Source organism: Pseudomonas sp. PvP089 (assembly GCF_017875165.1).
Taxonomy (GTDB): Bacteria; Pseudomonadota; Gammaproteobacteria; order Pseudomonadales; family Pseudomonadaceae; genus Aquipseudomonas; species Aquipseudomonas fortuita.
In genome coordinates this window covers 5,560,850-5,586,109 of sequence record NZ_JAGGME010000001.1, presented here as the reverse complement: position 1 = coordinate 5,586,109, position 25,260 = coordinate 5,560,850, and the positions used below count along the sequence as shown (strand labels likewise).

The following is a 25,260-nucleotide window of genomic DNA, read 5'->3' as shown; positions in this document are numbered from 1 at the left end:
GCTACCGTTCAGCGCCGGTTTTCCATCTTTCGATACGGTTATTCTATGCTGGAACTTAAGGACAGTATCAGCGTTCAGGATGGAAACAGCCTGGTGGTCAGGCTGAACAAGGCTTATTGGAGGGGACGCGGCCATGCGCAACCTCAGCCTCACACGCCAGTGCCTGGGCCTGGTGACCCGCATCGAATGCAGCATCCGCCCACTGGCCGGTGACAACGGCATGTGGACGTTACTGTTCGCCGCCGGCATGGCCGGTGAGCAACCTTCCGCGATCAAGGCTCAAGGGCCGTTTCATGGGCCGTTGGTGGCCGAATCGGTGCTCAACGCCATTGTCGACAGCCTGACCTTGCATGGCTACCAGGTATCCGAAGACCCGCAGATCTGGTGTTTGCACCTGCAGGCCCAGTTGCGGCGGATCAATGGCGAGCGGTGCCGAAATCTGGGGGATTATCAGTTTCATCCTGAGACCTGATTGATGCCGGGGGGCCGCTTTGCGCCCCATTCGCAGCACAAGGCTGCTCCTACAGGAGATCGCGGTCGCTTGTAGGAGCAGCCTTGTGCTGCGAATGGGCGGCAAAGCAGCCCGCATTCACCGGGCTTTTGCTGTAACAGGTGGCTGGCTATACTCGCTGTCGTTTTTTTAGTCACCTGACGAGTCCAAAACCCTCCATGGAACGTATTCTCGAAAACGCGATGTATGCCTCGCGTTGGCTGCTCGCACCGATCTACTTCGGCCTGTCACTCGGCCTGCTGGCCTTGGCGCTGAAATTCTTCCAGGAAGTGGTCCACGTCCTGCCCAACGTATTCGCCCTGAGCGAAGCTGACCTGATCCTGGTGATCCTGTCGCTGATCGATATGTCGCTGGTGGGTGGCCTGCTGGTGATGGTGATGATTTCCGGCTACGAAAACTTCGTCTCCCAACTGGACATCGACGAGAGCAAGGAAAAGCTCAACTGGCTGGGCAAGATGGATTCTTCGTCACTGAAGATGAAGGTTGCTGCGTCGATCGTGGCGATTTCTTCCATTCACCTGCTGCGGGTGTTCATGGATGCGCAGAACATTTCCACCGACTACCTGATGTGGTACGTGATCATCCACATGACCTTTGTGGTTTCGGCATTCTGCATGGGCTACCTGGACAAGCTGACCAAGCACTGAGTCCGGTTGCTGCATGCACCGCCCGTCTGTTGCAAAACGGACGGGCGGTGTCGTTTCTGGCTTGTGCTTTCAGCCCGCCTGTACAAAAAATGAGCGCTCATGCCTGGTTCTCATCGCGAGGTGCTTACATGAACCTGCATCAGCTTAATCTCGAGGCCAGGGCTGGCCATGTCGACGAAGTGAACCTGATCGCCATCGAAGGCGGCGATTATCTCATTGAAGCCCGGCTCAAAGGGCACGCCCATCCCCTGTCTGACACCCGTGGCGAGCGCTTGCGCGTGCACTCGGTGGAAGATGCCCGCAAGCTGCTGCAAACCATTCCCCTGGTCTCGATGAACCTGGTGCACTGGTCGGTGCAGGACGAAATGTGCGGCATGGGTTCACACCCGGAAGAAGACCTCAAGGTGCCGATTTCCCAGCGTTCGGCGTGGTAGCTGCTCGCAGCTGCCCAGTGTGCTAGGCTGCTCGCCCTTTTCATCAAGGGCGCGGCTGCACTGCGCCCTGCAGTGGAGCACGACAATGTCCGAACTCAATCTGTCTACCGACGAAACGCGCGTCAGCTACGGTATCGGCCGTCAGCTGGGCGGCCAGCTGCGCGACAACCCGCCACCAGGTGTAAGCCTGGAAGCCATCCTGGCCGGCCTGACCGACGCCTTCAATGGCGCCGACAGCCGTGTCAGCGAAGCCGACCTGTCGGCCAGCTTCAAAGTGATCCGCGACATCATGCAAGCCGAAGCGGCTGCCAAGGCTGAAGCCGCAGCTGGCGCTGGCAAGGAATTCCTGGCTGAAAACGCCAAGCGTGATGGTATCACCACGTTGGCCTCTGGCCTGCAGTTTGAAGTCCTGACCGCAGGCGAAGGCGCCAAGCCGACCCGCGAAGACAACGTGCGTACGCACTACCACGGCACCCTGATCGACGGTACCGTGTTCGACAGCTCCTACGAGCGTGGCCAGCCGGCGGAATTCCCGGTGGGTGGCGTGATTGCTGGCTGGACCGAAGCCCTGCAGCTGATGAACGCTGGCAGCAAATGGCGCCTGTACGTGCCAAGCGAGCTGGCCTACGGCGCCCAAGGCGTTGGCAGCATCCCGCCGCACAGCGTGCTGGTGTTCGACGTCGAGCTGCTCGACGTTCTGTAACACCGCTGGGGCCGCGTTGCGGCCCATTCGCGGCACAAGGCCGCTCCTACAGGGGTATGCATGTCCATGGGAAAATGCGTACCCCTGTAGGAGCGGCCTTGTGCCGCGAACGAGGGCGAAGCCCTCGCCAGATCTGTCAGTTCCAGTCTGTTCCCATCGGGCGCAATGCCCGCGCATAGCAGAACAGAAACAGGTTGCGCACCAGCTCCTTGAGCACCCCAGGTTCACTCGAATTCAGCCCGCTCATGTCCAGGTCGCCCTGGTCACGCAGTTCGTCGAGTGCTTCTTCTTCAAGCACCGCGCACACTTCGCCGGTTTCGCGGTGAAGAATGCGCAGGTAGGGGTGAGGGCGGTCAAGCCAGGCGTCAATCAGATAAGTCATGGCTATTCTCCTTGGATACCAGTTCCAATGAGAATAATTCTTATTATCAGAATAGCAAGCGCCTATTGGCCTTTTTTTGTGTAATCAGACTTTGCGAACGAACTCGGACTTCAGCTTCATGGCGCCGATGCCGTCGATCTTGCAGTCGATATCGTGGTCGCCGTCGCACAGGCGGATGTTCTTGACCTTGGTGCCGACCTTCACCACCAGGGACGAACCCTTGACCTTGAGGTCCTTGATCACGGTGACGGTGTCGCCGTCCTGCAGGATATTGCCGACCGAGTCCTTCTTCACCGCCTCGTCGCTGGCCGCTTCGGCGTCGCCACTGGCAGACCACTCGTGGGCGCATTCAGGGCAGATCAGCTGAGTGCCATCCTCATAGGTGTACTCGGAATTGCATTTTGGGCAGGCTGGCAGAGTGCTCACTTCGGTTCCTCAAACAAACAGACGGGCGGTTAAAAACCCACATTGTAAAAGGTATTTTCCCAGAAGTGATTATGTCCGGACAAAAGCATCGCGGGCAAGCCCGCTCTTACAGGCGAATCCTGTAGGAGCGGGCTTGCCCGCGAATGAAGACGACTCGGCCTGTCAGTGAGTGCGCGCGACCGCAAACTCGCTCAGCTCAACCAGGGCATCCCGGTATTCACTGGCTGGCAGCACTTCGAGGCAGGCAATGGCGCGCTTCACATAGTCGCGAGCCAGTTCGGCGGTGTACTGCAGTGCGCCCGACGCTTCGACCGCCACGCGAATCTGCTCCAGATCCTCAAGGCCACCTTTCTGGATGGCCTGGCGTACCAGCGCAGCCTGCTCGGCAGTGCCTTCGCGCATGGTGTAGATCAGCGGCAGGGTAGGCTTGCCCTCGGCCAGGTCGTCACCGACGTTCTTGCCCAGGGTTTGCGAGTCGCCCTTGTAGTCCAGCAGGTCGTCGACCAGCTGGAAGGCCACGCCCAGGTGGTCACCGAAGGTGCGCAGGGCTTCGCGCTGCTCGTCGGTGGCTTCGGCCAGCGCGGCGGCGCTGTGGGTCGAGGCTTCGAACAGCATCGCGGTCTTGCCGCGGATGACCTCCATGTAGATTTCCTCGGTGGTGCTGGCATCGCGTACCCGCGACAACTGCAGCACTTCACCTTCGGCGATCACGCGGGTGGCCTTGGACAGGATCTGCATGACCGGCATCGAGCCCAGTTCGACCATCATTTCGAACGAGCGCGAATAAAGGAAGTCGCCCACCAGCACGCTCGGCGCGTTGCCCCACAGGGCGTTGGCGGTGGAGCGGCCACGGCGCATGCCCGACATGTCGACCACGTCGTCGTGCAGCAGGGTGGCGGTGTGCAGGAATTCGATGGTGGCGGCCAGCAGACGCAGGTCGTCGCCTTCGCGGCCCAGGGCCTTGCCACACAGCAGTACCAGCAGGGGACGCAGGCGCTTGCCACCGGCGGACGTGATATAGTCGCCGATCTTCGATACCAGCGGCACGCGCGAGGTCAGCTGCTTCTTGATGATCTCGTCGACGGCGCTGAAATCATCAGCCACCGCACGGTAGAAGGTTTGGGGTTGCATCGGCTGCTCCAGTGAGGTTGCGCGGCATGCTAGGTCGCGGGTACCGGTGTGTCAAGGCGCGGTGCCAGCGGGCCGGGGGCGGCACTTGCAAGCAAAACCAGGGTTGCGTACAATCGCGCACCCTAACTTCCTGGGCAGCACCTGCCTTACGCAATTGCGCCGGGCCGTTCCAGCCTTGTGCAGCCATGCCAGCCAATACTCATCATATAAAGCGCTGGGTGAGCAGGATTATCGGAGAAATACCATGTCTTACGCAGTAATCGTTACCGGCGGCAAGCAGTACAAAGTCGCTGAAGGTGAATTCCTCAAGATCGAAAAACTGGAAGTCGCCACTGGCGAATCCGTGACTTTCGATCGCGTTCTGCTGGTCGCCAACGGTGAAGAAGTCACCATCGGTGCTCCAGTTGTTGCTGGCGCTAAAGTAGTGGCCGAAGTCGTTTCGCAAGGCCGCCACGACAAGGTTCGCATCATCAAGTTCCGTCGTCGTAAGCACCACATGAAGCGTATGGGCCACCGCCAGTGGTTCACCGAGATCAAAATCACCGGCATCCAGGCTTAATCCCCTAGATCCCCTGAATTTATTTGGAGAATTGAACCATGGCTCACAAGAAGGCTGGTGGTAGTACTCGTAACGGTCGCGACTCAGAATCTAAACGCCTTGGCGTGAAGATGTATGGCGGCCAGGTTATCAAGCCAGGCAACATCATCGTCCGTCAGCGCGGCACCGAATTCCACGCTGGCTACGGCGTTGGCATGGGCAAGGACCACACCTTGTTCGCCAAGATCGAAGGCGTGATCAAGTTCGAGAAGAAAGGCGAGTTCATGCGCCGTTACGTGAGCATCGTCGCCGCTTAATCGCGACGTCGCTCCAGAAGCCCCGTCATGCGACGGGGCTTTTTCGTTTGTGGTGAGCCTCTTGCAAAGCTGTTTGTCTGGGTTGCCGGCGTTGGTTTCTACGGTCGTACGGGGCCGCCGCGCTCATTTTTGCAAGAGCCTCATGTTTTTGAGTCATTCAACTCGTCTACCGACGAGAGGCGGTTTTAATGAAGTTTGTTGACGAAGTATCCATTCGGGTCAAGGCCGGTGACGGCGGCAACGGTTGCATGAGCTTCCGTCGCGAAAAATTCATCGAGAACGGTGGCCCTAACGGCGGTGACGGCGGTGACGGCGGCTCGGTGTACATGGTCGCCGACGAAAACCTGAACACCCTGGTGGACTATCGCTACACCCGTCACCACGAAGCCCAGCGCGGCTCCAATGGCGGCAGCACCGACTGCACCGGCAAGAAGGGTGAAGACCTGTTCCTGCGCGTGCCGGTCGGTACTACCGTGATTGATGCTTCCACCCAGGAAGTGATCGGTGACCTGGTCACCCCTGGCCAGAAGCTGATGGTCGCCCAGGGCGGCTGGCACGGCTTGGGCAACACCCGTTTCAAGTCCAGCACCAACCGTGCACCCCGCCAGACCACGCCAGGCAAGCCGGGTGACCAGCGCGACCTGAAGATGGAAATGAAAGTGCTGGCCGACGTTGGTCTGCTGGGCCTGCCGAACGCCGGCAAGAGTACCTTCATCCGCTCGGTATCGGCCGCCAAGCCGAAAGTGGCCGACTACCCGTTCACCACCCTGGTGCCAAACCTGGGCGTGGTCAGCGTCGACCGCTGGAAGAGCTTTGTCATTGCCGACATCCCCGGCCTGATCGAAGGCGCGTCCGAAGGTGCCGGCCTGGGTATCCGCTTCCTCAAGCACCTGGCGCGTACCCGTGTGCTGTTGCACCTGGTGGACATTGCGCCGCTGGACGAAAGCAGCCCGGCCGATGCTGCCGAAGTGATCGTCAACGAGCTGACCCGCTTCAGCCCGTCGCTGGCCGAGCGTGAGCGTTGGCTGGTACTGAACAAGTCGGACATGGTCATGGACGACGAGCGCGATGCGCGTGTTCAGGAGGTGATCGACCGCCTGGAGTGGGAAGGCCCGGTCTACGTGATCTCGGCTATCTCCAAGCAGGGTACCGACAAGCTCAGCCACGACCTGATGCGCTACCTCGAAGACCGCGCCGACCGCCTGGCCAACGACCCGGCTTACGCCGAAGAACTGGCCGACCTCGACCAGCGCATCGAAGACGAAGCCCGCGCCCAGCTGCAGGCCCTGGACGACGCGCGTACCTTGCGCCGTACTGGCGTCAAGAGCGTGCACGACATCGGCGACGATGACGGTTGGGATGATGATTTCGAGGACGACGAAGACGGTCCGGAAATCATTTACGTGCGCGACTGACCGGTTGCAGTACACTAAACGCCGCTCTCTGGAGCGGCGTTTTTGTATCCACGGTATCTACAGATTCGACATAGGTTGGAAGAAGATGCGAAGCAAGGTGACGGGCGCCAAGCGCTGGGTCGTGAAGATTGGCAGTGCTCTACTGACCGCCGATGGCAAAGGCCTCGACCGCGGCGCCATGGCCGTTTGGGTCGAGCAGATGGTCGCGCTGCGTGAGGCAGGTGTGGAGTTGGTACTGGTCTCATCCGGGGCCGTGGCTGCCGGCATGAGCCAGCTGGGCTGGACCACGCGACCGAGCGCGATGAACGAGCTGCAGGCGGCTGCCGCGCTTGGCCAGATGCGTTTGGTGCAGGCCTGGGAGTCGAGCTTCGGCGAGCATGGCAAGCACACCGCGCAAATCCTGCTGACCCATGACGACCTGTCCGACCGCAAGCGTTACCTGAACGCCCGCAGCACCTTGCGCACCCTGGTCGACCTGGGCGTGGTGCCGGTGATCAACGAGAACGACACCGTGGTCACCGACGAAATCCGCTTCGGCGACAACGACACCCTCGCGGCGCTGGTGGCCAACCTGGTCGAGGCCGACCTGCTGGTGATCCTCACCGACCGCGATGGCATGTTTGACGCCGACCCGCGCAACAACCCCGAAGCCCAGCTGATCTACGAAGCCCGTGCCGACGACCCGACGCTGGATGCCGTGGCCGGTGGTACCGGTGGTGCCCTGGGCCGTGGCGGCATGCAGACCAAGCTGCGCGCCGCGCGCCTGGCCGCCCGTTCCGGTGCCCACACCATCATCATCGGTGGCCGCATCGAACGCGTGCTGGACCGCCTCAAGGCAGGCGAGCGCCTGGGTACCTTGCTGTCGCCCGAGCGTGGCATGCTGGCCGCGCGCAAACAGTGGCTGGCCGGCCACCTGCAGACCCGTGGCACCCTGGTGCTGGATGCCGGTGCCGTGCAGGCACTGCGCCAGGCCAACAAGAGCCTGCTGCCGGTTGGCGTGAAGACCGTGCAGGGCAGCTTCCGCCGTGGCGAGATGGTGGTGTGTGTTGGCCCGGACGGTGTTGAAGTGGCACGCGGGCTGGCCAACTACAGCGCCCTGGAGGCGCAGAAGATCATTGGTCAGTCGTCCGATACCATCGAGTCCATCCTTGGCTATAGTGCGGAGCCCGAGTTGGTGCACCGCGACAATCTGGTGCTGGTATGAGCATGTTCAAGCGGGTGATTGGCGTGGCGGCACTGGTGCTGCCAATGCTGGCAGGGGCCGAAGAAGTCGGCCAGGTGTCCACTGTCTTCAAGTTCCTGGGGCCGAACGACCGCATCGTGGTCGAAGCGTTTGACGACCCCAAGGTCGAGGGCGTGACTTGCTACCTGTCCCGGGCCAAGACTGGCGGCATGAAGGGTGGCTTGGGGCTGGCGGAGGACCGTGCGGAGGCGTCGATTGCCTGCCGTCAGGTCGGGCCGATCAACTTCAAGGGGGAGTTGAAAGATGGCGAGGAAGTGTTCAAGGAACGCACCTCGCTGGTGTTCAAGACCATGCAGGTGGTGCGCTTTCTCGACAAGAAGCGCAACACGCTGGTGTACCTGGTGTACAGCGACCGCATGATCGAAGGCAGCCCGCAGAACGCGGTGACCGCGATTCCGATCCTGCCTTGGGCGCATTGATAGCCTGGTAGATTGCCGGGAGGCCTGCGGCCTCCATTCGCGGGGCAAGCCCGCTCCCACAGGTACTGCACAAGGTTCAAGCTCTGTGCAGTACCTGTGGGAGCGGGCTTGCCCCGCGAATGGGTCGCAAAGCGGCCCCAATACCCCGAGGTCAGGCCAGTTCCTCGGCCTGATCCTCACGCACAACCGCCTTCACCTCATCCAGCCGGCTGATGAACTTCCAGTCCGCCTCGTAAGTGATCGAAGGCAGCCCGCAGAACGCGGTGACCGCAATTCCGATCCTGCCTTGGGCGCATTGATAGCCTGGTAGATTGTGGGAGGCCTGCGGCCTCGATTCGCGGGGCAAGCCCGCTCCCACAGGTACTGCACAAGGTTCAAGCTCTGTGCAGTACCTGTGGGAGCGGGCTTGCCCCGCGAATGGGCCGCAAAGCGGCCCCATTATCCCGATGTCAGGCCAGTTCCTCGGCCTGATCCTCACGCACAACCGCCTTCACCTCATCCAGTCGGCTGATGAACTTCCAGTCCGCCTCGTAAGTGATTGAAGGCAGGCCGCAGAACGCGGTGACCGCAATTCCGATCCTGCCTTGGGCGCATTGATAGCCTGGTAGATTGCCGGGAGGCCTGCGGCCTCGATTCGCGGGGCAAGCCCGCTCCCACAGGTACTGCACAAGGTTCAAGCTCTGTGCAGTACCTGTGGGAGCGGGCTTGCCCCGCGAATGGGCCGCAAAGCGGCCCCATTATCCCGATGTCAGGCCAGTTCCTCGGCCTGATCCTCACGCACAACCGCCTTCACCTCATCCAGCCGGCTGATGAACTTCCAGTCCGCCTCGTCGATGTAGATGCCGTTCGGCCCGCTGCCGCCCTCCAGGTCGATCGCCACGTGCGCCGATACCTGTGGCTTCACACTCGCCAGAATCGGTACGAAGCCCAGCTGCAAGCTGGTCTCCAGCAGTGCCGCCTGGTTGCGTTCGTCGATGTCTGCTGCTTCGTCCAGGTAGTAGGGCAGGCGGATGCGCCCGGCCAGGTCGCGGTCCATCAGGTGCAGCAACAAGTACATGTTGGTCAGCGCCTTGATGGTCATGGTGGTGCCGTTGGAGGCAGCGCCGTCGATGTCGGCGTGGATGATCGGCTGGCCGTTGACCTTGGTGATTTCGAACGCCAGCTCGAACAGGTCTTTCAGGCCCAGCTGGTTGTGGTTGGCCGCCACCAGGCGTGCCAGGTACTCCTTGGCCTCTTCGTTCTTGTTGTCCTGATCGGCGCTTTGGGTCAGGTCGAACACCGACAGGGTTTCGCCTTCTTCGTACTGGCCGGCGCTGTGGATGATCTGGTCGATGTGCTTGAGCGCTTCCTTGTTCGGCGCCAGCACCACGCGGAAGCTTTCCAGGTTGGAGACCTGACGCTTGTTGATCTCGCGGTTGAACAGGGCCAGCTGATGCTCGAGGCTGTCATAGTCGCTGCGGATGTTGCGCAGGGTCCGGGCGATGTCGGTGACCGCCGCGCGGCGTGCCTTGGCCAAGGTCAGGGCTTCTTCGGTGCGGTGCGCATAGGCGTTCACCAGCAGTTGCAGGCGGCGCTCCATGTCGTCTTCACTGTCGAACTTGGCCACGCCTTTGAGGCGCACCTGGGCGTAAAGCGCCTCGATCTGGTTATCTACCCGCTGCAGGCTCTGCCAGCTGTCCTGGTAGTCGTTGAGCAGCGGCAGCAGGTTGTCCATCGAGTCGTCGATGGCCTCCATGAAGGGGGTGCCGTAGGGCAGGTCGGCCGGCAGCAGCTGGCGACGACGCAGGGCGTCTTCCAGGGTGCGCTGCTTGGACTCGAGGTCGCCGATCTGTCGGCCGACCAGCTGCAGCTTGGCCGACAGCTGCTGGACGCGCTCGGTGAAGGCATCACTGGAGCGCTTGAGTTCGTCCTGGGCGGCTTCCAGTTGCGACAGCTGCTCCAGCTTCTCGGGCTCTTCGGCGGCCAGGGTTTCGCTGCGGCGGAAATCTTCCAGCGCCTTCTGCGCGTCCAGCACTTGCTGGTACAGGGTTTCGGTTTGCGCCTTGGAGGCGGAGCGGTCGGCGGTGACCGCCTGCTGGGTCTTGAGCTGTTTCAGCTCTTTTTCCAGGCGCTCTTTCTGGTCGCGCAGGGCGGCGCGGTCGGCCAGGGCCTGCAGCGCGGGTGGATCGATGTGGGTGAGGTCGATGGACAGCCCCGGCGCTTCGAAGCGTTCGCCCTTGAAGCCGTCCAGTACCGCTTCCAGCGATTTTACCCACAGGTCGCTGTCGTCCAGTTCGATGCCACGGTCGCCCAGCGGCAGGCTGAACAGCGCACCGTTGAACAGGCGCATCAGGCGGTCGACGTCCTGTTGCGAGAACTCCTCGCGCAGGCGGGCGTAGCTGTTGTTGTCAGCGTGGTCCAGCTGCTGCTTGACCTGCTTCAGGCGTTTTTCCAGGTCGCGTACACGCTCATCCAGGTCTTCGGCGGAGAACTGGCGCGACTGTGCCAGGGCGCCGGCCAGTTCGTCGTGGGCATCCTTGGCCGCCAGCAGTTGCTGTTCCAGCACCTTGACGTCATCGACCAAGGCAAAGCGGTGCTTGAGCACCGACAGCTCGCCCAGCCAGCGCTGGATACCGGTGATTTCGCGCTCCAGGCGCATCAGCTCCTGAGTGCCACCGCGCTGGTCGTTCTGCAGGCGGTCCTGCTCGCCGCGGTAGTGCTCGGACTGGATAACCAGCTCTTCCTTGCGCGCCATGGCGTATTCCTGCCAGGTGCCCAGCAGGGTATCGAGCACCGGCGAAATGCGGTGCAGCTTGCCGCGCAGTATGTCGCGCTGGGCCACACCACCGGCCAGGGCCTCGACCAGAGGGCCGGCAGCCACCAGGGCGTTGTAGTCCTGTTCCATGCGGCGCACGTCGCGGAAGGCTTCCTCACACGCGGCGATATAGTCGACGCTGCCCGAACGCAGGCTGTGCTCGAAGGCGTCAAGGAACAGCTGCTTGAGCTTGGCTGCGGTGATTTCGCGCATGTGCAGCAGGTTGATGAACAGCGCGCGGAAGGTTTTCAGGCTTTGCTCGCTGGTGGAGCGCAGCGGGATCATGGTCAGGTCCAGCGGCACCGAGGTGTGGCCGCCAACCAGCAGGCGGCGCAGTTCGTCCGGCTTCAGCTCGTAGGCCTTGATGCCCAGCCGTTCCAGGTTGGTGAACAGCTCTTTCTGGCGCAGGCAGGTGTCGTTTTTCTGGTAGTGGGCCAGGTCCAGTTCACCTTTGTAGGCAAAGAACTGGTGACCGAAGCCGCCGCCCGGGCCGCGGCCAACCACGCCGATCACGTGCGGGCCGTGGGGCAGGCTCAGCTCGCAGAGAATGTACGAGGTATCGCTGGCGAAGTAGAAGCGGCGTGACTGCTCGAGGCTGTACTTGCCGAAGCTCATGTCCGACATACGCGCCAGGATCGGGAACTGCAGGGCGTTGATCGACGCCGACTTACCCAGGTTGTTGGCACCGTATACCGACAGCGGGTGCTCCAGCGGGAACAGCCCAAGGCTGTAGCCAGCGGTGTTGAGCAGTGCGAAGCGGCGGATGCCGTAGCGTTCCTGGCTCATGCGTCAATCTCCTGTTGCTCTTCGCGGATGGCCCGGGCCAGGGCGTCCTCTTCGCTTTCCTCGCCCTCGAAAGGCGTGAGGTCGAGCGGGTCGTCGGTGCGGTTGAGTTCTTCGGGGCTTTCTTCCTCGACCAGCACCGGGGTCGGCAGCGGCAGGACGCTGTGCAGGGTGGCGGCCAGGTCGCGGTCCTGCTGGACCGAAAGGCACACATCGAGGAAGCGGTGCATCGGCGGCAGGAAGCGGTAGATGCCGCCTTCTTCATGGGCGAAGCCGAGCTGGGTCATGCGGCGCAGGATTTTTTCTTCCAGCTCGTCTACGGTCTGCACTTCGGCCTGCAGGAACAGGTCGCGGTACTTGTCCAGCAGCGAGGGCAGTTCGTCGCGACCGATGCTGCCGCCGTCGAGCACCGCCATCGGGTCACGGCCCTGGTCGGCCAGGTGCTCAACCAGGATGAAGGTGAACAGCGACAGGCGCTGCGCGGTCTTGTTGACCTGCGCGGCGGTCATGTCCGGCACGAAGTAATAAAAGCCGCGGGTGTCGCACACCAGCTCGAAGCCCAGGGCCTTGAACAGGGTGCGGTACTGGTCCTGGAAGTTCGACAGCTGGGCGTACAGCTCGGGGTCGCGGCGGCTGACGTGGAAGCCTTTGAACAGCTCGCGGAAGATCGGCGCGAGCTGGGACAGTTCGGAAAGATCAAGATGCATGGGCTGGGCTCGCGTTGGGTTCGGTAGGCGCGCTGGTGGCGTCTTCGCGGCTGGAGGTCAGGGCGAACGAGCGCAGGCTGACCAAGTGTTCCTGGGTGGTGTACTCGCGGCGTTCCAGGCGTTCGCGCTTGAAGCGCTTTTCCCGCGACAGGCGCGAGAACCAGTACAGCAGTTCGTCGGTGGCGCCTTCGGGTTCCTGTTCCAGCAGCCAGACCATCAGGTCGGGCAGCGGCAGGGCCTGTTCGCAGCGTTCGGCCATTTCCTTGACCGTGCGCGGTGCACGGGGCAAGTCGCCGGACTGGGTCTTGTGGGCCTTGGGGAAGCGCGCCGGCTTGGGCTCGAAGCGCGCCAGGGCGTACACATAGGCTTCGACCTGGCTGGCACTGCCGAGGAAAGTGCTCTGCGGGCGGGTGAACATCGGCATGGCCGCCTGCGGCACGGCGTCGATGCCCTTGCGCCGGATCACCGACAGGGCCAGCGCGGCGCCACGGGTCACGGCGTTGTGACGGCGGGCTTCTTCGCGCAGCGGCAGCAGCAGTTCACGGGCGTGGCGCAGGGTCAGCTGGGCGCTGGTCTGCATTTCCAGGATGCGTGCGTGGGTGCGCAGCAGCATGTCGTCGTCGACCAGGTGGCCCAGGCGCGCCTGTTCGCCCAGCAGCTTCAGCAGCACGGTCTCGACCTTGCGCACGCCTTGTTCGAAGGCGCCGTCAGCGTTCACCAGCTGGATCATCGGCTCGACGTATTCGTCCCAGGTGGCCAGTACTTCGGCGTAACGCTGGCGCAGCGGGATCTGCCGGTTGCTGGTCTTGGCCCGCTCGGCCACGGCTACCAGGGCCTGTTCGTCGTTATCGAGCTTTTTCAGCACATCGCGCACGCGCATGTCGAGCAGGCGCAGCTGGCGCGCCAGGTCGTCGCTGTCGCGGTTGTCGAAGGCGTCCTGGATATGGCCGGCCAGGCGTTCAAGGTGGCGCAGGTAGGCTTCGATCTCCAGGCACAGGCCCAGCCGGTGTTCGCGGCGCAGGTACGCAAGGAAGTCGTGGATCTGCGCGTTGAGCTCGAAGCGGTTCGGGCTTTTGGCCACCGGGACCAGGATATCCAGGCGGATCCACACGTCGAGTAGCTGGGTGATGTCCTGCGGCGTGCTTTCGAGCTGCTGGCGGGCCACATGCTGGCGCAGCTCTACCAGGCTCAGGGTGCCCTGGTCGAAACGCTCGCACAGCGGCTCGATCAGGGCCCAGTGTTCGGCTAGGGCGCGCAGGACGCGCTTGGGTTCGATCATTGGCTTCGACTCGTTGCCAAGAAAAAGGGGGCGATTGTACTGCATACGGGGGGGAGGTTTTCACCCCTTGGTCTGTAATGGGGGATAACCTTTTTGTTTGTGTGTGTATGGCGTTGTTTTTGTGGTGGTGTGGAGATCGAGCGCCGCCCGCGCGGCGCTCGGTCTGATAGGCGCTGCAAAAACCACGGTGTACACGTTAGAATGCCCAACTGCCTTGAGCCCCTCGGATACCCGCCCCTTGCTGACCGAACCCCGTCGCCGCGCCTACCTTTCCGCCATGCAAGTGGTGCATTGGCTGCCGCGCGCCGAACTGCCGTTCGCCGCACCGTCGCGCCCCGAGCTGCTAATGCCGGTGGCGCAGGTCGAGGACATCGATTTCGAGGTCATGCCGGCACCGGCTGCAACCGAAGCGCCCGCGATTCCTCAGGCCCGTTCCGGTGAGCGGCCGAAAATCGAGATCCCGCGCCCAGGCAGCGTGCCCAAGCCTGCCGCCAAGCCCGTGGAGGCCGAAGAGCAGCCCGTACCACCACGCCCGGCCCCTGTGCCGCCACCGCGCTTCTCGTTGCAGTTGTTGCGCGCTGGCAGCTGCCTGCTGCTGGTGGAACTGGCCACCGGCCAGCCTTTCCAGAGCCGTGACCCGTCCTACCTGCTGCTCAAGGACATGCTGCGCGCCGCCGGCCTGCCAGACGCCCCGCAGATCATCGGCGAGCCGGTGCGCTGGCCGTTGCTGGTCCGCGGCAACATGGACCAGGGCCCCGAAGCCGCGCGCGATTTCGTTCAGGGCTTTGTCCAGGCGCGCCTGGAAGATGCACCGAGTACCTGCCTGTGGCTGATTGGCATGCCGGCACTGCGCTTTGCCGGCAACGCCGATGCTGCGGCCTATTACCAAACCCTCAAGCTGGACGGCCTGGGCGACGCCTGGGCGCTGCCGGGCCTTGAACTGTTGATGGACGAGCCGCAGCGCAAGGCGGAGGTCTGGAAAGCCATGCGCCAGCTGATGGCGCGCTGGAAGAGCGTTGAATGAGTGAATCGATCAGTTTCCGCCCGATGACCGAGGCGGATCTGGAAGCCGTACTTAAGATCGAATATGCCGCGTTCAGTCACCCCTGGACCCGCGGGATCTTTCAGGATGCGCTCAAGTCCTACGAAGTCTGGCTGATGTTCGATGGCCAGCAGCAGGTTGGCCATGGGGTGATCAACGTGATCATCGACGAGGCGCACCTGCTCAACATCACCGTCAAACCGGAAAACCAGGGGCGCGGGCTGGGCCTGCGCTTGCTGGAGCACCTGATGGCCAGGGCCTACCAGCTCAATGGCCGCGAGTGTTTCCTTGAGGTGCGCGCCAGCAACCAGTCGGCCTATCGTTTGTACGAGCGCTACGGTTTCAACGAAATCGGCCGCCGCCGCGACTATTATCCGATTGCCGGCGGCCGTGAAGACGCCCTGGTGATGGCTTGCACCCTGCTTGAGGATTGACCTCGCGTAGTCGGTGCCATCCACCGCGTAGCTTTGTTTGTTCTCTATGCAGGGATGGATGAAGAATGAAAAAACTGCTTCTGGCGGCAGGCCTGCTGATAGCGGGTGCTGCCCACGCCGACGAACGCGACCTGTGGATGTTCGCCCAGTGGGCCGGCGACCATCAAACCCGTCCCTTCCGTGAAATGCTGGTGGATGCCCGTCTTTACGGTGTTGTGCCTATCCATCAACTGCTGCGTTCGGCCTCGGACTGGAAGCTGTGTAAAGCGTCTCCTTTTGCCGTACCGCCTACCGGCAACTGGCCGGCTGTGCGCTCCACCCTTTCGCTGATCAAGATGCTGAACGACCAAGGCATCCTGCGCCAGTTCGAGGTGGTTTCGGCCTACCGCGACCCTCGTCTGAATACGTGCGCAGGCGGTGCTGCCAACAGTGCCCATACCCGCGCCTTCGCCGTCGATATCCTGCTGCCGGCCTGGACCGACCCCAATCCGCTCTGCCGTTTCTGGCAGCAGCATGGCCAGGCCTGGAGCATGGGCCTGGGGCGCTACCCGTCCGGGCGGATCCATCTGGATACCGCGGGCTATCGCACCTGGGGCGGCGATGGTAGCGCGGGGTCGTCGTTCTGCCTCAAGCCCAAGTGAGCCAGGCAACGCTGGCATTCGCCCATTACCCACTCTGTGAAGCGTTGGCGCTTGCCGCTGTCGTTCAGAGGCTGTGGGCTGAGCAGGTGGTAGGCCGAGCCATCACGCACAAAACCGAACGGTGCCTGCAACTGCCCGCTGTCGAGTTCGTCGCGCACCATCAGGGCTGAGGCCATGGCCAGGCCCAGGCCAGCGCTGGCGGCCTGGATAGACAGGTAGAAGTGCTCGTAGTCGCTGCGTTCGTTACGCCGCGCCTGTTGGCCGCTGTGTCGCAGCCAGGTGCGCCAGGCGCCAGGGCGGGTGGCGCTGTGCAGCAGGCGTTGGCCGTCGAGCTGAGTGGAGGCGGTGGGGTGGCACACCGGGCCGATCCATTCATCACAGATTTTCTGGTTATACAGCTGGTTGTCCCAGTGGAAATCATCGCGGCGGATGGCCAGGTCGACACCGCTGCGGGCGAAGTCCAGTGGGCCGCCGGCGGCCACCAGGTGCAGCTGCAGGTCGGGGTGGTCGGCATGGAAGCGGGGCAGGCGCGGGATCAACCAGCGCATGGCGATGGTCGGCTCGCAGGACAACACCAGCACATTGTCGCGGGCCTGTTGTTGCAAGCGCTGCACGGCACCTTCGAGCTGTTCGAAAATCGCCTGGGTGGTGCCTTGCAGGGCACGGCCGGCGGGGGTGAGGAAGATGGCCCGGTTACGGCGCTCGAACAGCTCCACGCCAAGGCTTTCTTCAAGCAGGCGTATTTGCCGGCTGACCGCGCCGTGGGTGACGTGCAAGTGCTCGGCGGCGCGCACGAAGCTCTCGGTCTGGGCGGCGATGTCGAAGTAGCGCAAGGCGTTGAGCGGCGGCAGTTTCATGGCATCCCTTTTGGCCTGTGCCGGCCTCTTCGCGGGCATGCCCGCTCCCACAGGTAATGTGCTTTTCTCAGGTGTGGTGGGGTCCCTGTGGGAGCGGGCGTGCCCGCGAAGAGGCCGGCACAGGCGTTATTTTTCTGTGAAAAAAACTATCAGATATGCCTCACTATAAATCGATTTTTCCTGGTTCATAAGCCCTCGATAATCCCCAGGCCTGTGCATTTTCATCGCCTATCGAGAGCCATCAGCATGACCGAAATCATCGCCGTCGCCCTGTTCACCTTGCTCGCCGTCATCAGCCCTGGCGCCGATTTCGCCATGGTCACCCGTAGCAGTTATGCACAAGGCCGCAAGGCCGGGCTGGCCGCTGCGATGGGTATCGCGTTGGGTGTCCAGGTGCACGTGTTGTACACGGTGCTGGGCATTGCCGTGATCATCAGCGAGAGCCCCGCGCTGTTCCTGGCCATGAAAGTGCTGGGGGCGGGGTACCTGATCTACCTGGGCTACAAGTCGCTCACCAACACTCAGCGCATCAACCTCGAGGGTGGCAGTCAATCGACCGCCAGCGTGCTGCAAGCCCTGCGCACTGGCTTTCTGACCAATGCCCTGAACCCCAAGACCATGCTGTTCGTTATCAGTGCTTTCACCCAGGTGGTGCAACCAGGCAGCCCCCTGGCACTTGATTTCGCCTACGGCGCATTCATGTCCTTTGCCCACTGGTTGTGGTTCAGTCTGGTGGCGGTGTTTTTCTCAAGTGCCGTTTTGCGCAAGGCGATGATCGACCGGCAAGCGCTGGTGGACCGAGTCATCGGCCTGGCGTTGATCGGCCTTGGGCTGGCGGTGGCGGTGACGGGGATTCGTTGAAGGGCGATTGCATGTTGAGGGTAACTGCTTGCTCCAACTGAAAGCGTGTCAGCTTTTTCGCAGGCAAAGAAAAAGGGCTTACCTTGCGGTAAGCCCTTCGTCTTGTTTGGTGGCTACACAGGGACTTGAACCCCGGACCCCAGCATTATGAATGCTATGCTCTAACCAACTGAGCTATGTAGCCGATGGCGCGCATTATTCTCTTGAACGGGCCCTCTGTCAACACTCATTTCAAAAAAAATTTGCACGCTTTCAAAAACTTAGCCGCCGGGCGTGGTTTCAGCGCACCACAAGCCAGTGCCCGAGCACGCCTTGAAGCTGCAGATGCTGGGCCGCCGCCAGAGTTTGCAAGCTTTCGCCAGGCCGGTCGAGGTTGAAATTGCCGCTCACGCGCCGATGGGCCATTTGTTCATCCAGTATCCATACCCGCTGCCCCTGGTAGGCGGCAAGGCGCTTTAGCACCTGCCCCAAAGGCATGTCGGTGGCTGTCAGGCGGCCGGTGCGCCAGCTGTCGGCGGTTTTCAGGTCAGCTTTGTGCACCGGGCCAATGCGGGTGTCATCGAAGGTGACCTGCTCACCGGCCGATACCATGCGCTGTTCACCCCCTTGGATAACCATGGCCTTGCCACTGAGTACGACAAGTTCATCATGACCGGCATGGCGGGCTACCTGCAGGCGGGTACCGAACACCTGGATGCGGGCGTTGCCCACTTCCACTTCCATGGCCCGCCCGTCGAGCACGACTTCCAGGAACACCTGGCCCTGCACCAGGTGCAGCTGACGGGTGCGGCCGCGCAGGTCGACGTTCATTGCGCTGGCGCTGTCCAGGTTCAGGGTCGTGCCATCAGCCAGGCGTGTGCTGCGCCGCTCGCCCACATCGGTGTGCAGCTCGCTGGCCAGGCGCTGCATCAGCGGCCAGTAGAGGTAGGCCGCAGCGCCCAACCCGAGCAGAAACACAAGCGCCAACCATTTGCCCTGGTGGCTGCGGCGTTCATTTACGTGCCGTGGGCGGGGGCGGGCGGGGGGTGGTTGCAGCTGTTGCCAGAAAGTCTCCAGCTCGGCATAGGCATGGGCGTTGTCTGGTAGCTGGCACCAGGCTGCAAATGCCTGGCGCTGGGTGTCGTCGCAACCGGGCTGGCGCAACAGCGAGAACCACTCCAGCGCTTCCTGCTGTGGGTCGGGCTGCAGCTGCTTGGCGGGCATCGGGCTCATGGGGTCGGTCTGCTCACGATAGGGGCCGTTTCGCCCAACGATGACAGGGATATAAGTCGAGGATGCTAATTATATTGAGAACCATTTTCAAGTACGTTGCGACAGAGGGATAAAAAAGGTAGCTATGTATCTATTTGTTTCCCGATAATCGGATCCCAAACTGCGGACGGAGATTCAGGCACATGGCCACCAGTAGCGCCTCCCCGGCGTCCACCAGCGCAGCGGCGAGCCAAGCGACGCCGCTGGTAATGCGCATCATCGGCTTCTGCGCCCTGGCGCACTTGATCAACGACCTGATCCAGTCGGTGCTGCCGGCGATCTACCCGATGCTCAAGGCCAATTACGACCTGAGCTTCGCCCAGATCGGTCTGATTACCCTGACGTTCCAGATCACCGCTTCGCTGCTGCAACCCTGGGTCGGCTTTTTTACCGACCGCCGGCCAACGCCGAACCTGTTGCCGCTGGGCACCTTGTGCACGTTGGTGGGCATCGTGATGCTAGCCTTCGTCGGCAGCTTCCCGATGATTCTGCTGGCCTCGGCGCTGGTGGGGATCGGCTCGTCGACGTTCCACCCGGAAACCTCGCGTATTGCGCGCCTGGCCTCTGGCGGGCGCTTCGGCCTGGCCCAATCGACTTTCCAGGTTGGTGGCAACACCGGTTCTGCTCTGGGCCCACTGCTGGCGGCGGCCATCGTCATTCCGTTCGGCCAGACCCACGTGGCCTGGTTCGGCCTGGCCGGTTTGTTCTTCCTCGGTGTAACCCTGATGCTGCGCAGCTGGTACAAGGAACACCTCAACCAGGCCAAGGCGCGCAAGGCGGTGCAGGCCACCCATGGCATTTCCCGCAACCGGGTGATCGCGGCGCTGATCGTGCTGGGCCTGCTGGTGTTCTCCAAGTACTTCTACATGGCCAGCTTCACCAGCTATTTCACCTTCTACCTGATCGAGAAGTTCGATGTGTCGGTGGCCAGCTCGCAGTTGCACCTGTTCCTGTTCCTGGGGGCAGTGGCGGCGGGCACGTTCTTTGGCGGCCCGATCGGGGACCGCATCGGGCGCAAGGCCGTGATCTGGTTCTCGATCCTGGGGGTGACGCCGTTCACCTTGGCGCTGCCGTATGCGGACCTGTTCTGGACCACCGTGCTGAGCGTGGTGATCGGCTTTATCCTGGCCTCGGCGTTTTCCGCGATCGTGGTGTATGCGCAGGAACTGGTGCCGGGTAGCGTGGGCATGATCGCCGGCATTTTCTTCGGGCTGATGTTCGGCTTTGGCGGCATTGGGGCGGCGCTGCTGGGGTATGTGGCGGACCTGCGCGGTATCGAGTATGTGTACGGGCTGTGCTCGTTCCTGCCGTTGTTCGGGTTGCTGGCGGTGTTCTTGCCGTCTACAGGTAAACGCTGAAATTGCTGGGGGCTGCTTTGCAGCCCATTCGCAGCACAAGGCTGCTCCTACAGGCAGCACGCGCTCGTTGTAGGAGCAGCCTTGTGCTGCGAATGGGCCTCGTAGAGGCCCCTGGCCGATTGACTACCCCCCCTTGAGGTAGCTAGAGTGCCGCCTCTTTTTACCCACCACCTGCGTAGTAGCCAAAGCAATGCGCCGTAACCCGTCCCTCCCACATGCCCGCCAGCCTGCCCTCCAGGCCCTGCGTCGTGCCTGGCCGAGCGACACGGTGCTCAAGCGTCGCCGCAGCGTGCTGTTTGCCTTCACCTTCTCGCCACACCTCGCCTGAACTGATCTGCGCTTTTGCGTCGCTCGCCGCCCCGGCGTGCGCGCCTGTGTCTGCACGTCTTTTCGGTTTGCAAGGAGTGGTACATGAACATGCGTTTGCTGGCGGGCCTGTTGTTCGCCGTTTCTGTCGTGGGCTTCAGCCTGGGGGCCAGCCTGCCACTGGTGTCGTTGCGCCTGCATGAGGCCGGGGCCAGTACCCTGGAAATCGGTATCATCTCGGCCATTCCCGCTGCGGGCATGATGCTCTCGGCGTTCCTGGTCGACGCCTGCTGCCGCCACCTCACCCGGCGCACCATCTACCTGCTGAGTTTCAGCCTGTGCACCGTCAGCATCGCCTTGCTCGAATCGGCTTTCGCCTCGCTGTGGCTGCTGGCGCTGCTGCGCCTGGGCCTGGGGCTGGGGATGGGCATCGCCATCATCCTCGGCGAGTCGTGGGTCAACGAACTGTGCCCTGATCACAATCGCGGCAAGATCATGGCCCTTTATGCCACCAGCTTTACCGGCTTCCAGGTACTCGGCCCGGCCATGCTCGCGGTACTGGGCGCCAACAGCCCGTGGATCACCGGTGTGGTCACCGCCTGCTATGGCCTGGCGTTGCTGTGCATCGTGCTGACCGTACCCAATGACCATGTCGAGCATGAAGAGGGCGACAAGAGCTTCGGCCTGGCGGGGTTCTTCCGCGTGGCACCGGCGTTGTGTGTGGCGGTGCTGTTCTTCTCGTTCTTCGATGCGGTGGTGCTGTCGCTGTTGCCGGTGTACGCCTCCAGCCATGGCTTTGCCGTGGGCGTGGCGGCGCTGATGGTGACCGTGGTGTTTGCCGGCGACATGTTGTTCCAGCTGCCGCTGGGCTGGTTGGCCGACAGGGTGGAGCGCACCGGGCTGCACCTGGCGTGCGGGCTGGTGGCGATGTCGATTGGCATCGGCCTGCCGTGGCTGCTGAACATGACCTGGCTGCTGTGGCCGCTGCTGGTGGTGCTTGGAGCGGTTGCGGGGGGCATCTATACCCTGGCGCTGGTGCTGATCGGGCAACGTTTCAAGGGCCAGGACCTGGTCACTGCCAATGCCAGCGTGGGTTTGCTGTGGGGGGTGGGTAGCCTGATCGGACCGCTGGTCAGTGGCGCTGCGATGGATGTGGCCCCGCATGGCCTGCCCATGGCGCTGGCGCTGATGGCCGGGCTGTTCGTTTGCTTTGCCAGGCAGTCATACCGGCGCCATGGGCGGATGCGGCCAGTGGCGGACCGATAACTGCAGGAGGTAGCCGGTCAGACAGACGTTCACGCCGCGCCGATGCTTACCCAATAACGCGTGCGGTAGTCGATACGCACCGGCAGGCTGTGGGTGAGCAGCTGCAAAATCTGACGGGTGTCGCCCAACTGATAGGTACCTGACACCTTCAAATTCGCCACCTCAGGGGCGCAACGCAACAGGCCGGGGCGGTAGCGGGCGAGCTCTGCGGCAAACTCGGCCAGTGGCATTTGCTGCACACTGAGCACCCCGTCGGTCCAGCCCCACGGGTCGCTGTGCAGCGTCACCGCGTGAATACTGCCATTGGCCCCCACCTGCACGGTTTCGCCCGAATGCACCTGCCGCGGCGAGGGCGATGTGGGGAACAGCGTGACTGCACCGCGGCGCACCGCCAGCAGCAGGCCCTGGCTGTTTTCGCGCAGCAGCACCTGGCCGTTGAGGGTGGTCAGCGGCCCGACGCGGGTGTCGATGTGGAACGGGCGAGTGTCGTTGGGGTTGCTGTCCAGGCTGACCTCGCCACGTACCAGTTCCAGCTGGCGTTGCCCGGCGCTGTAATGCAGGTCGATAGCGCTGGCTGTGTTGAGCTGTATGTGGCTGCCATCGCTGGCTTGCCACTGGCGCCGCTCACCTGTGGCGGTGCTGCTGTCGGCCAGCAGTTGCGGCAGGCCCATAGGTTCGCGCATGGCCCAGCCCAGGCTGCCGCTCACGGCCAGCAGCGCCAGTAGCTTGAGGTGGTCTCGTCGGCTGCTGCGCTGGCGCTGGCTGCCGTCCAGGGTGCGCCGGCTCAGGTCCTTGGGCAGCCCGGCCAGTTCGTCGCCCAGTTGGCTGACCCGTTGCCAGGCCAGCGGGTTGTGCGGGTGGCTGGCCAGCCAGTGCTGGAATTGCTGCTCAGTACGGGGGGTGGGGCGGTCGAAGCGCAGCTTCACCAGCCAGTCGATGGCTTGGTCGACCTGTGCCTGTGCCGGGGCGTGCTCATGCATCGGCGTAACGCAACCGGTAGCAGACACCCAAGGCTTTGGCCAGGTCCCGCTCGACGGTGGCCCGCGACACTTCCAGCTGCTGGGCGATCTGCACGATGCTCAAGCCGTCCAGTTGAGCCAGCAGAAACGCCTGGCGAACACGCGGCTTGAGCTGGTTCAGGGCACGGTCGAGGCGGTCCAGGGCATCGAGAATGACCAGCCGGTGCTCTTCGCTGGGTGCCTCGGCTTCGGGCAGGTGGGCCAGACTTTGCTGGTAGGCGTGTTCCAGTGCGCGACGGCGGAACTGGTCGATCATCAGGCCACGGGCGATGCTGCTGAGATAGGCGCGTGGCTCTTTAAGCGGCGAAACCTGGCGGGCCCGCAATAGCCGCACGAAGGTGTCCTGGGCCAGGTCGGCCGCATGCTCGCTGCACCCCACCCGGTTGCGCAACCAGCCGCGAAGCCAGCTATGGTGGGCCTGATAGAGCAGAGCGACCTCGGTCGGCTTGAACGTGTCGTTGATCTGCATCGTAACGAGGGCCCGGTCCTGTGAACTGTGCGATTGTGAATAGTTCTCAATTCTATGCGGGGATAACGGCACAGGGCAATGGTATGCCAGGAATTCGCCGCGCAAGAACCGGCGTTTAACCGATGAATGGTTGGGCTAAGCTGGCCCTGCATTCAACCTGTTGGAGGCGCCATGATACTGGCCGACCTTTCACCCGAGGCCTACCGCAAGGCCACTGAATACCTGGCAGCACTCGACCCGGACTGGTCGCGGCACATTGCTGCGACCGGGCCTTGCCTGCACCAGGCCACGCCGGGGCGGGAGCCTTACGAGGCGTTGGTGCGGGCCATTGCCTACCAGCAACTGCATGCCCGTGCTGCCGAAGCAATCCTTGGCCGGTTGCTGGCGTTGTTCCCGGAGAGTGCGTTCCCGACGGCAGAGCAATTGCTGACGGTCAGCCCGCAAATCCTGCGTGCCTGCGGCTTTTCGGCGAGCAAGCTGGCGACGATTCAGGGCATTGCCCAGGCGCGGCTGGAAGGCCTGGTACCGACGCGTGAAGAGGCATTGACCATGGCCGACGAAGCACTGATCGAACGCCTGGTAGCCTTGCGTGGGGTAGGGCGATGGACGGTGGAGATGCTGCTGATTTATAGCCTGGAGCGTTCGGACATTCTGCCGGTGGACGATTTTGGCGTTCGCGAGGGATACCGACGGCTAAAGGGCCTGGACAAAGCGCCGACACCGGCGCAGATGCGCTCCCTGGGCGGCGCCTGGCGGCCGTTTCGGACCGTGGCGGCCTGGTACCTGTGGCGGGCCTGAAGTTTTGCATCGCCTGTACGGGCCCCTTCGCGGGCATGCCCGCTCCCACAGGCTCGAACCCTGCAGAGGATCTGTGGGAGCGGGCGTGCCCGCGAAGAGGCCCGTACAGGCGACAACTTATCTGGATGCTAACCCATGAATCTCTACATCACCCCCGACCAACGCTGGCAAGCCGTGGCGTCCCGCGACTCCACCGCCACAGGCCACTTCGTCTACGCCGTACGTACCACGGGCGTGTACTGCCACCCCGGCTGCAAATCTCGCATGGCCAAGCGCACCAATGTCGAATTCTACGACACCCCGCCGGCTGCCGAAGCCGCGGGCTATCGTGCCTGCAAACGTTGTATCAGCAAGGCCAGCGCCGCCCGCCATAGCCAACTGATCACCCGCGCCTGCCGCCTGATCGAAACCATCGACCCTGCGCCCAGCCTCGACCAGCTCAGTGCGCAACTGGCCGTAAGCGCCTTCCACCTGCACCGCTTGTTCAAGGCCGAAACCGGCGTTACCCCCAAGGCCTATGCCACTGCCTTCCGTGCCCGGCGCCTGCGTGAGCACCTGGAAGATGGCCAGCGTTCAGTCACCGACGCCATCTACGATGCCGGCTTCAACTCCAACAGCCGCTTCTACGAAAGCGCCGATCAGCGCCTGGGCATGCTCCCCCGCCAGTACCGTGCCGGTGGCGCAGGGGCCACCATCCACTTCGCCCTCGGCCAGTGTTCGCTGGGGGCGATCCTGGTGGCCCAGAGCGAGAAGGGCATTTGCGCGATTTTGCTGGGCGACGACCCCGAGTCCCTGTTGCACGACCTGCAGGACCAGTTCCCCAAGGCCCGCCTGATCGGCGGCGACAGTGCCTACGAACAGTTGGTCGCCGAAGTGGTGGGCTTTGTCGAAGCCCCGGCACTGGGCCTGGCGTTGCCACTGGATGTGCAAGGTACGGCGTTTCAGGAGCGGGTGTGGCAGGCCCTGCGCGAGGTGCCGGCCGGCAGCCGGGTCAGCTACACCGACATTGCCGAACGAATCGGTGCGCCCAAAGCGGTGCGCGCGGTGGCCATGGCCTGTGCGGCCAACCACATCGCCGTGGCCATCCCTTGCCATCGGGTGGTGCGTCGGGACGGCGATATCAGTGGCTACCGTTGGGGTGTCGAGCGCAAACAGCAACTGCTCACGCGAGAGACGGCACTCTCCTGATAGCCTGAAGCCGCGTAGAATCCCCCGCCAAATCGAGTTGT

General features: G+C 62.9%; 30 protein-coding genes and 1 tRNA gene. 18 read left to right on the top strand and 13 right to left on the bottom strand.

All coding sequences use genetic code 11. The features are described from left to right. The first annotated feature begins 133 nt into the window (after positions 1 to 133). From J3A71_RS25455 to J3A71_RS25440, 4 genes are all read left to right on the top strand, one after another. A complete protein-coding gene (locus tag J3A71_RS25455) occupies positions 134 to 472 on the top strand; it encodes a hypothetical protein (protein WP_016484826.1) in 339 nt (112 codons plus the stop codon). A gap of 197 nt (positions 473 to 669) precedes the next feature. Beyond that, positions 670 to 1,158, top strand: coding sequence for a TIGR00645 family protein (locus tag J3A71_RS25450; protein ID WP_003247486.1), 489 nt, complete (start codon positions 670 to 672; stop codon positions 1,156 to 1,158). A 128-nt stretch (positions 1,159 to 1,286) separates the two neighbouring features. Continuing rightward, positions 1,287 to 1,592, top strand: a complete 306-nt coding sequence (locus J3A71_RS25445; RefSeq protein ID WP_016484827.1) for a DUF6482 family protein — start codon at positions 1,287 to 1,289, stop codon at positions 1,590 to 1,592. Positions 1,593 to 1,677: 85 nt separating this feature from the next. Beyond that, positions 1,678 to 2,295 (top strand): FKBP-type peptidyl-prolyl cis-trans isomerase, encoded by a 618-nt coding sequence (locus tag J3A71_RS25440; protein WP_016484828.1) that lies wholly within the window; start codon positions 1,678 to 1,680, stop codon positions 2,293 to 2,295. Between the two features lie 136 nt (positions 2,296 to 2,431). Here the strand turns inward: J3A71_RS25440 and J3A71_RS25435 are convergent, their stop codons facing one another. From J3A71_RS25435 to J3A71_RS25425, 3 genes are all read right to left on the bottom strand, one after another. After that, positions 2,432 to 2,677, bottom strand: a complete 246-nt coding sequence (locus tag J3A71_RS25435; protein WP_016484829.1) for a hypothetical protein — start codon at positions 2,675 to 2,677, stop codon at positions 2,432 to 2,434. An 84-nt stretch (positions 2,678 to 2,761) separates the two neighbouring features. Beyond that, the gene (locus J3A71_RS25430; protein ID WP_043198767.1) at positions 2,762 to 3,103 is read right to left on the bottom strand and encodes a zinc ribbon domain-containing protein YjdM; all 342 of its coding nucleotides are present in this window, start codon (positions 3,101 to 3,103) and stop codon (positions 2,762 to 2,764) included. 162 nt (positions 3,104 to 3,265) lie between these two features. Then, positions 3,266 to 4,234: a polyprenyl synthetase family protein gene (locus J3A71_RS25425; RefSeq protein WP_023048269.1), complete on the bottom strand. Its 969-nt coding sequence runs from the start codon at positions 4,232 to 4,234 to the stop codon at positions 3,266 to 3,268. Between the two features lie 244 nt (positions 4,235 to 4,478). On the opposite strand from J3A71_RS25425, the gene rplU reads away from it, so the two are divergent. The 5 genes from rplU (at position 4,479) to J3A71_RS25400 (ending at position 8,166) form a co-directional block, all read left to right on the top strand. Next, positions 4,479 to 4,793, top strand: coding sequence for a 50S ribosomal protein L21 (rplU, locus tag J3A71_RS25420; protein WP_003247466.1), 315 nt, complete (start codon positions 4,479 to 4,481; stop codon positions 4,791 to 4,793). Between the two features lie 38 nt (positions 4,794 to 4,831). Next, on the top strand, positions 4,832 to 5,089 hold the full coding sequence (gene rpmA / locus J3A71_RS25415; RefSeq protein ID WP_003247464.1) for a 50S ribosomal protein L27: 258 nt from the start codon (positions 4,832 to 4,834) through the stop codon (positions 5,087 to 5,089). A 188-nt stretch (positions 5,090 to 5,277) separates the two neighbouring features. Further along, the gene (cgtA, locus tag J3A71_RS25410; protein WP_016484832.1) at positions 5,278 to 6,504 is read left to right on the top strand and encodes an Obg family GTPase CgtA; all 1,227 of its coding nucleotides are present in this window, start codon (positions 5,278 to 5,280) and stop codon (positions 6,502 to 6,504) included. An 85-nt stretch (positions 6,505 to 6,589) separates the two neighbouring features. Then, complete coding sequence (gene proB / locus J3A71_RS25405) at positions 6,590 to 7,708, top strand: glutamate 5-kinase (RefSeq protein ID WP_016484833.1); 1,119 nt, start codon at positions 6,590 to 6,592, stop codon at positions 7,706 to 7,708. Continuing rightward, entirely contained in the window at positions 7,705 to 8,166 is a 462-nt protein-coding gene (locus tag J3A71_RS25400; protein WP_016484834.1) for a CreA family protein, read from the top strand. The genes proB and J3A71_RS25400 overlap by 4 nt, the downstream gene beginning before the upstream one ends. 151 nt (positions 8,167 to 8,317) lie before the next feature. Here J3A71_RS25400 and J3A71_RS25395 read toward each other — a convergent pair whose 3' ends face one another. The 5 genes from J3A71_RS25395 to mksB form a co-directional block, all read right to left on the bottom strand. Further along, positions 8,318 to 8,512, bottom strand: coding sequence for a hypothetical protein (locus J3A71_RS25395; RefSeq protein ID WP_209953473.1), 195 nt, complete (start codon positions 8,510 to 8,512; stop codon positions 8,318 to 8,320). Positions 8,513 to 8,615: 103 nt separating this feature from the next. Beyond that, positions 8,616 to 8,843 (bottom strand): hypothetical protein, encoded by a 228-nt coding sequence (locus J3A71_RS25390; protein WP_209953471.1) that lies wholly within the window; start codon positions 8,841 to 8,843, stop codon positions 8,616 to 8,618. Positions 8,844 to 8,914: 71 nt separating this feature from the next. Beyond that, positions 8,915 to 11,746, bottom strand: a complete 2,832-nt coding sequence (gene mksF / locus J3A71_RS25385) for an Mks condensin complex protein MksF (RefSeq protein WP_095115877.1) — start codon at positions 11,744 to 11,746, stop codon at positions 8,915 to 8,917. Continuing rightward, positions 11,743 to 12,450: an Mks condensin complex protein MksE gene (gene mksE / locus J3A71_RS25380; protein WP_016484836.1), complete on the bottom strand. Its 708-nt coding sequence runs from the start codon at positions 12,448 to 12,450 to the stop codon at positions 11,743 to 11,745. Before mksE ends, mksF begins: the two co-directional genes overlap by 4 nt. Beyond that, the gene (gene mksB, locus J3A71_RS25375; RefSeq protein ID WP_016484837.1) at positions 12,440 to 13,729 is read right to left on the bottom strand and encodes an Mks condensin complex protein MksB; all 1,290 of its coding nucleotides are present in this window, start codon (positions 13,727 to 13,729) and stop codon (positions 12,440 to 12,442) included. The genes mksE and mksB overlap by 11 nt, the downstream gene beginning before the upstream one ends. Before the next feature lie 238 nt (positions 13,730 to 13,967). On the opposite strand from mksB, the gene J3A71_RS25370 reads away from it, so the two are divergent. From J3A71_RS25370 to J3A71_RS25360, 3 genes are all read left to right on the top strand, one after another. After that, positions 13,968 to 14,753, top strand: coding sequence for a hypothetical protein (locus J3A71_RS25370; RefSeq protein WP_060517717.1), 786 nt, complete (start codon positions 13,968 to 13,970; stop codon positions 14,751 to 14,753). Further along, positions 14,750 to 15,205: a ribosomal protein S18-alanine N-acetyltransferase gene (gene rimI / locus J3A71_RS25365; RefSeq protein ID WP_016484839.1), complete on the top strand. Its 456-nt coding sequence runs from the start codon at positions 14,750 to 14,752 to the stop codon at positions 15,203 to 15,205. The genes J3A71_RS25370 and rimI overlap by 4 nt, the downstream gene beginning before the upstream one ends. Positions 15,206 to 15,270: 65 nt before the next feature. After that, on the top strand, positions 15,271 to 15,846 hold the full coding sequence (locus J3A71_RS25360) for a D-Ala-D-Ala carboxypeptidase family metallohydrolase (protein ID WP_102668033.1): 576 nt from the start codon (positions 15,271 to 15,273) through the stop codon (positions 15,844 to 15,846). On the opposite strand, the gene J3A71_RS25355 is transcribed toward J3A71_RS25360, so the two are convergent. Continuing rightward, positions 15,786 to 16,703 carry a LysR substrate-binding domain-containing protein gene (locus tag J3A71_RS25355; protein WP_016484841.1) on the bottom strand — a complete coding sequence of 306 codons (918 nt, stop codon included), beginning with the start codon at positions 16,701 to 16,703 and terminating at the stop codon, positions 15,786 to 15,788. The genes J3A71_RS25360 and J3A71_RS25355 overlap by 61 nt on opposite strands. Before the next feature lie 246 nt (positions 16,704 to 16,949). Between J3A71_RS25355 and J3A71_RS25350 the strand changes: the two genes are divergently transcribed. Further along, positions 16,950 to 17,564 (top strand): LysE family transporter, encoded by a 615-nt coding sequence (locus tag J3A71_RS25350; protein WP_060517715.1) that lies wholly within the window; start codon positions 16,950 to 16,952, stop codon positions 17,562 to 17,564. Between the two features lie 107 nt (positions 17,565 to 17,671). On the opposite strand, the gene J3A71_RS25345 is transcribed toward J3A71_RS25350, so the two are convergent. Then, a tRNA-Met gene (locus J3A71_RS25345) sits at positions 17,672 to 17,748 on the bottom strand. A gap of 95 nt (positions 17,749 to 17,843) precedes the next feature. Further along, a complete protein-coding gene (locus J3A71_RS25340) occupies positions 17,844 to 18,767 on the bottom strand; it encodes a FecR domain-containing protein (protein ID WP_016484843.1) in 924 nt (307 codons plus the stop codon). A 191-nt stretch (positions 18,768 to 18,958) separates the two neighbouring features. On the opposite strand from J3A71_RS25340, the gene J3A71_RS25335 reads away from it, so the two are divergent. The 3 genes from J3A71_RS25335 to J3A71_RS25325 all read left to right on the top strand — a co-directional run bounded on the left by J3A71_RS25335 (position 18,959) and on the right by J3A71_RS25325 (position 21,745). Beyond that, positions 18,959 to 20,173 carry an MFS transporter gene (locus J3A71_RS25335; RefSeq protein WP_016484844.1) on the top strand — a complete coding sequence of 405 codons (1,215 nt, stop codon included), beginning with the start codon at positions 18,959 to 18,961 and terminating at the stop codon, positions 20,171 to 20,173. Positions 20,174 to 20,363: 190 nt separating this feature from the next. Next, positions 20,364 to 20,501 carry a hypothetical protein gene (locus tag J3A71_RS25330; RefSeq protein ID WP_016484845.1) on the top strand — a complete coding sequence of 46 codons (138 nt, stop codon included), beginning with the start codon at positions 20,364 to 20,366 and terminating at the stop codon, positions 20,499 to 20,501. Positions 20,502 to 20,584: 83 nt separating this feature from the next. After that, on the top strand, positions 20,585 to 21,745 hold the full coding sequence (locus J3A71_RS25325) for an MFS transporter (protein ID WP_016484846.1): 1,161 nt from the start codon (positions 20,585 to 20,587) through the stop codon (positions 21,743 to 21,745). A gap of 29 nt (positions 21,746 to 21,774) precedes the next feature. Here the strand turns inward: J3A71_RS25325 and J3A71_RS25320 are convergent, their stop codons facing one another. Further along, positions 21,775 to 22,725, bottom strand: coding sequence for a FecR domain-containing protein (locus J3A71_RS25320; RefSeq protein ID WP_102667903.1), 951 nt, complete (start codon positions 22,723 to 22,725; stop codon positions 21,775 to 21,777). Next, positions 22,718 to 23,233, bottom strand: coding sequence for a sigma-70 family RNA polymerase sigma factor (locus J3A71_RS25315; RefSeq protein WP_016484848.1), 516 nt, complete (start codon positions 23,231 to 23,233; stop codon positions 22,718 to 22,720). Before J3A71_RS25315 ends, J3A71_RS25320 begins: the two co-directional genes overlap by 8 nt. 171 nt (positions 23,234 to 23,404) lie before the next feature. Here J3A71_RS25315 and J3A71_RS25310 point away from each other — a divergent pair, with 171 nt between their 5' ends. Beyond that, positions 23,405 to 24,031 (top strand): DNA-3-methyladenine glycosylase, encoded by a 627-nt coding sequence (locus J3A71_RS25310; protein ID WP_102667904.1) that lies wholly within the window; start codon positions 23,405 to 23,407, stop codon positions 24,029 to 24,031. A gap of 135 nt (positions 24,032 to 24,166) precedes the next feature. Continuing rightward, positions 24,167 to 25,219 carry a bifunctional DNA-binding transcriptional regulator/O6-methylguanine-DNA methyltransferase Ada gene (gene ada / locus J3A71_RS25305; RefSeq protein WP_207291375.1) on the top strand — a complete coding sequence of 351 codons (1,053 nt, stop codon included), beginning with the start codon at positions 24,167 to 24,169 and terminating at the stop codon, positions 25,217 to 25,219. The last annotated feature ends 41 nt before the right edge of the window (positions 25,220 to 25,260 follow it).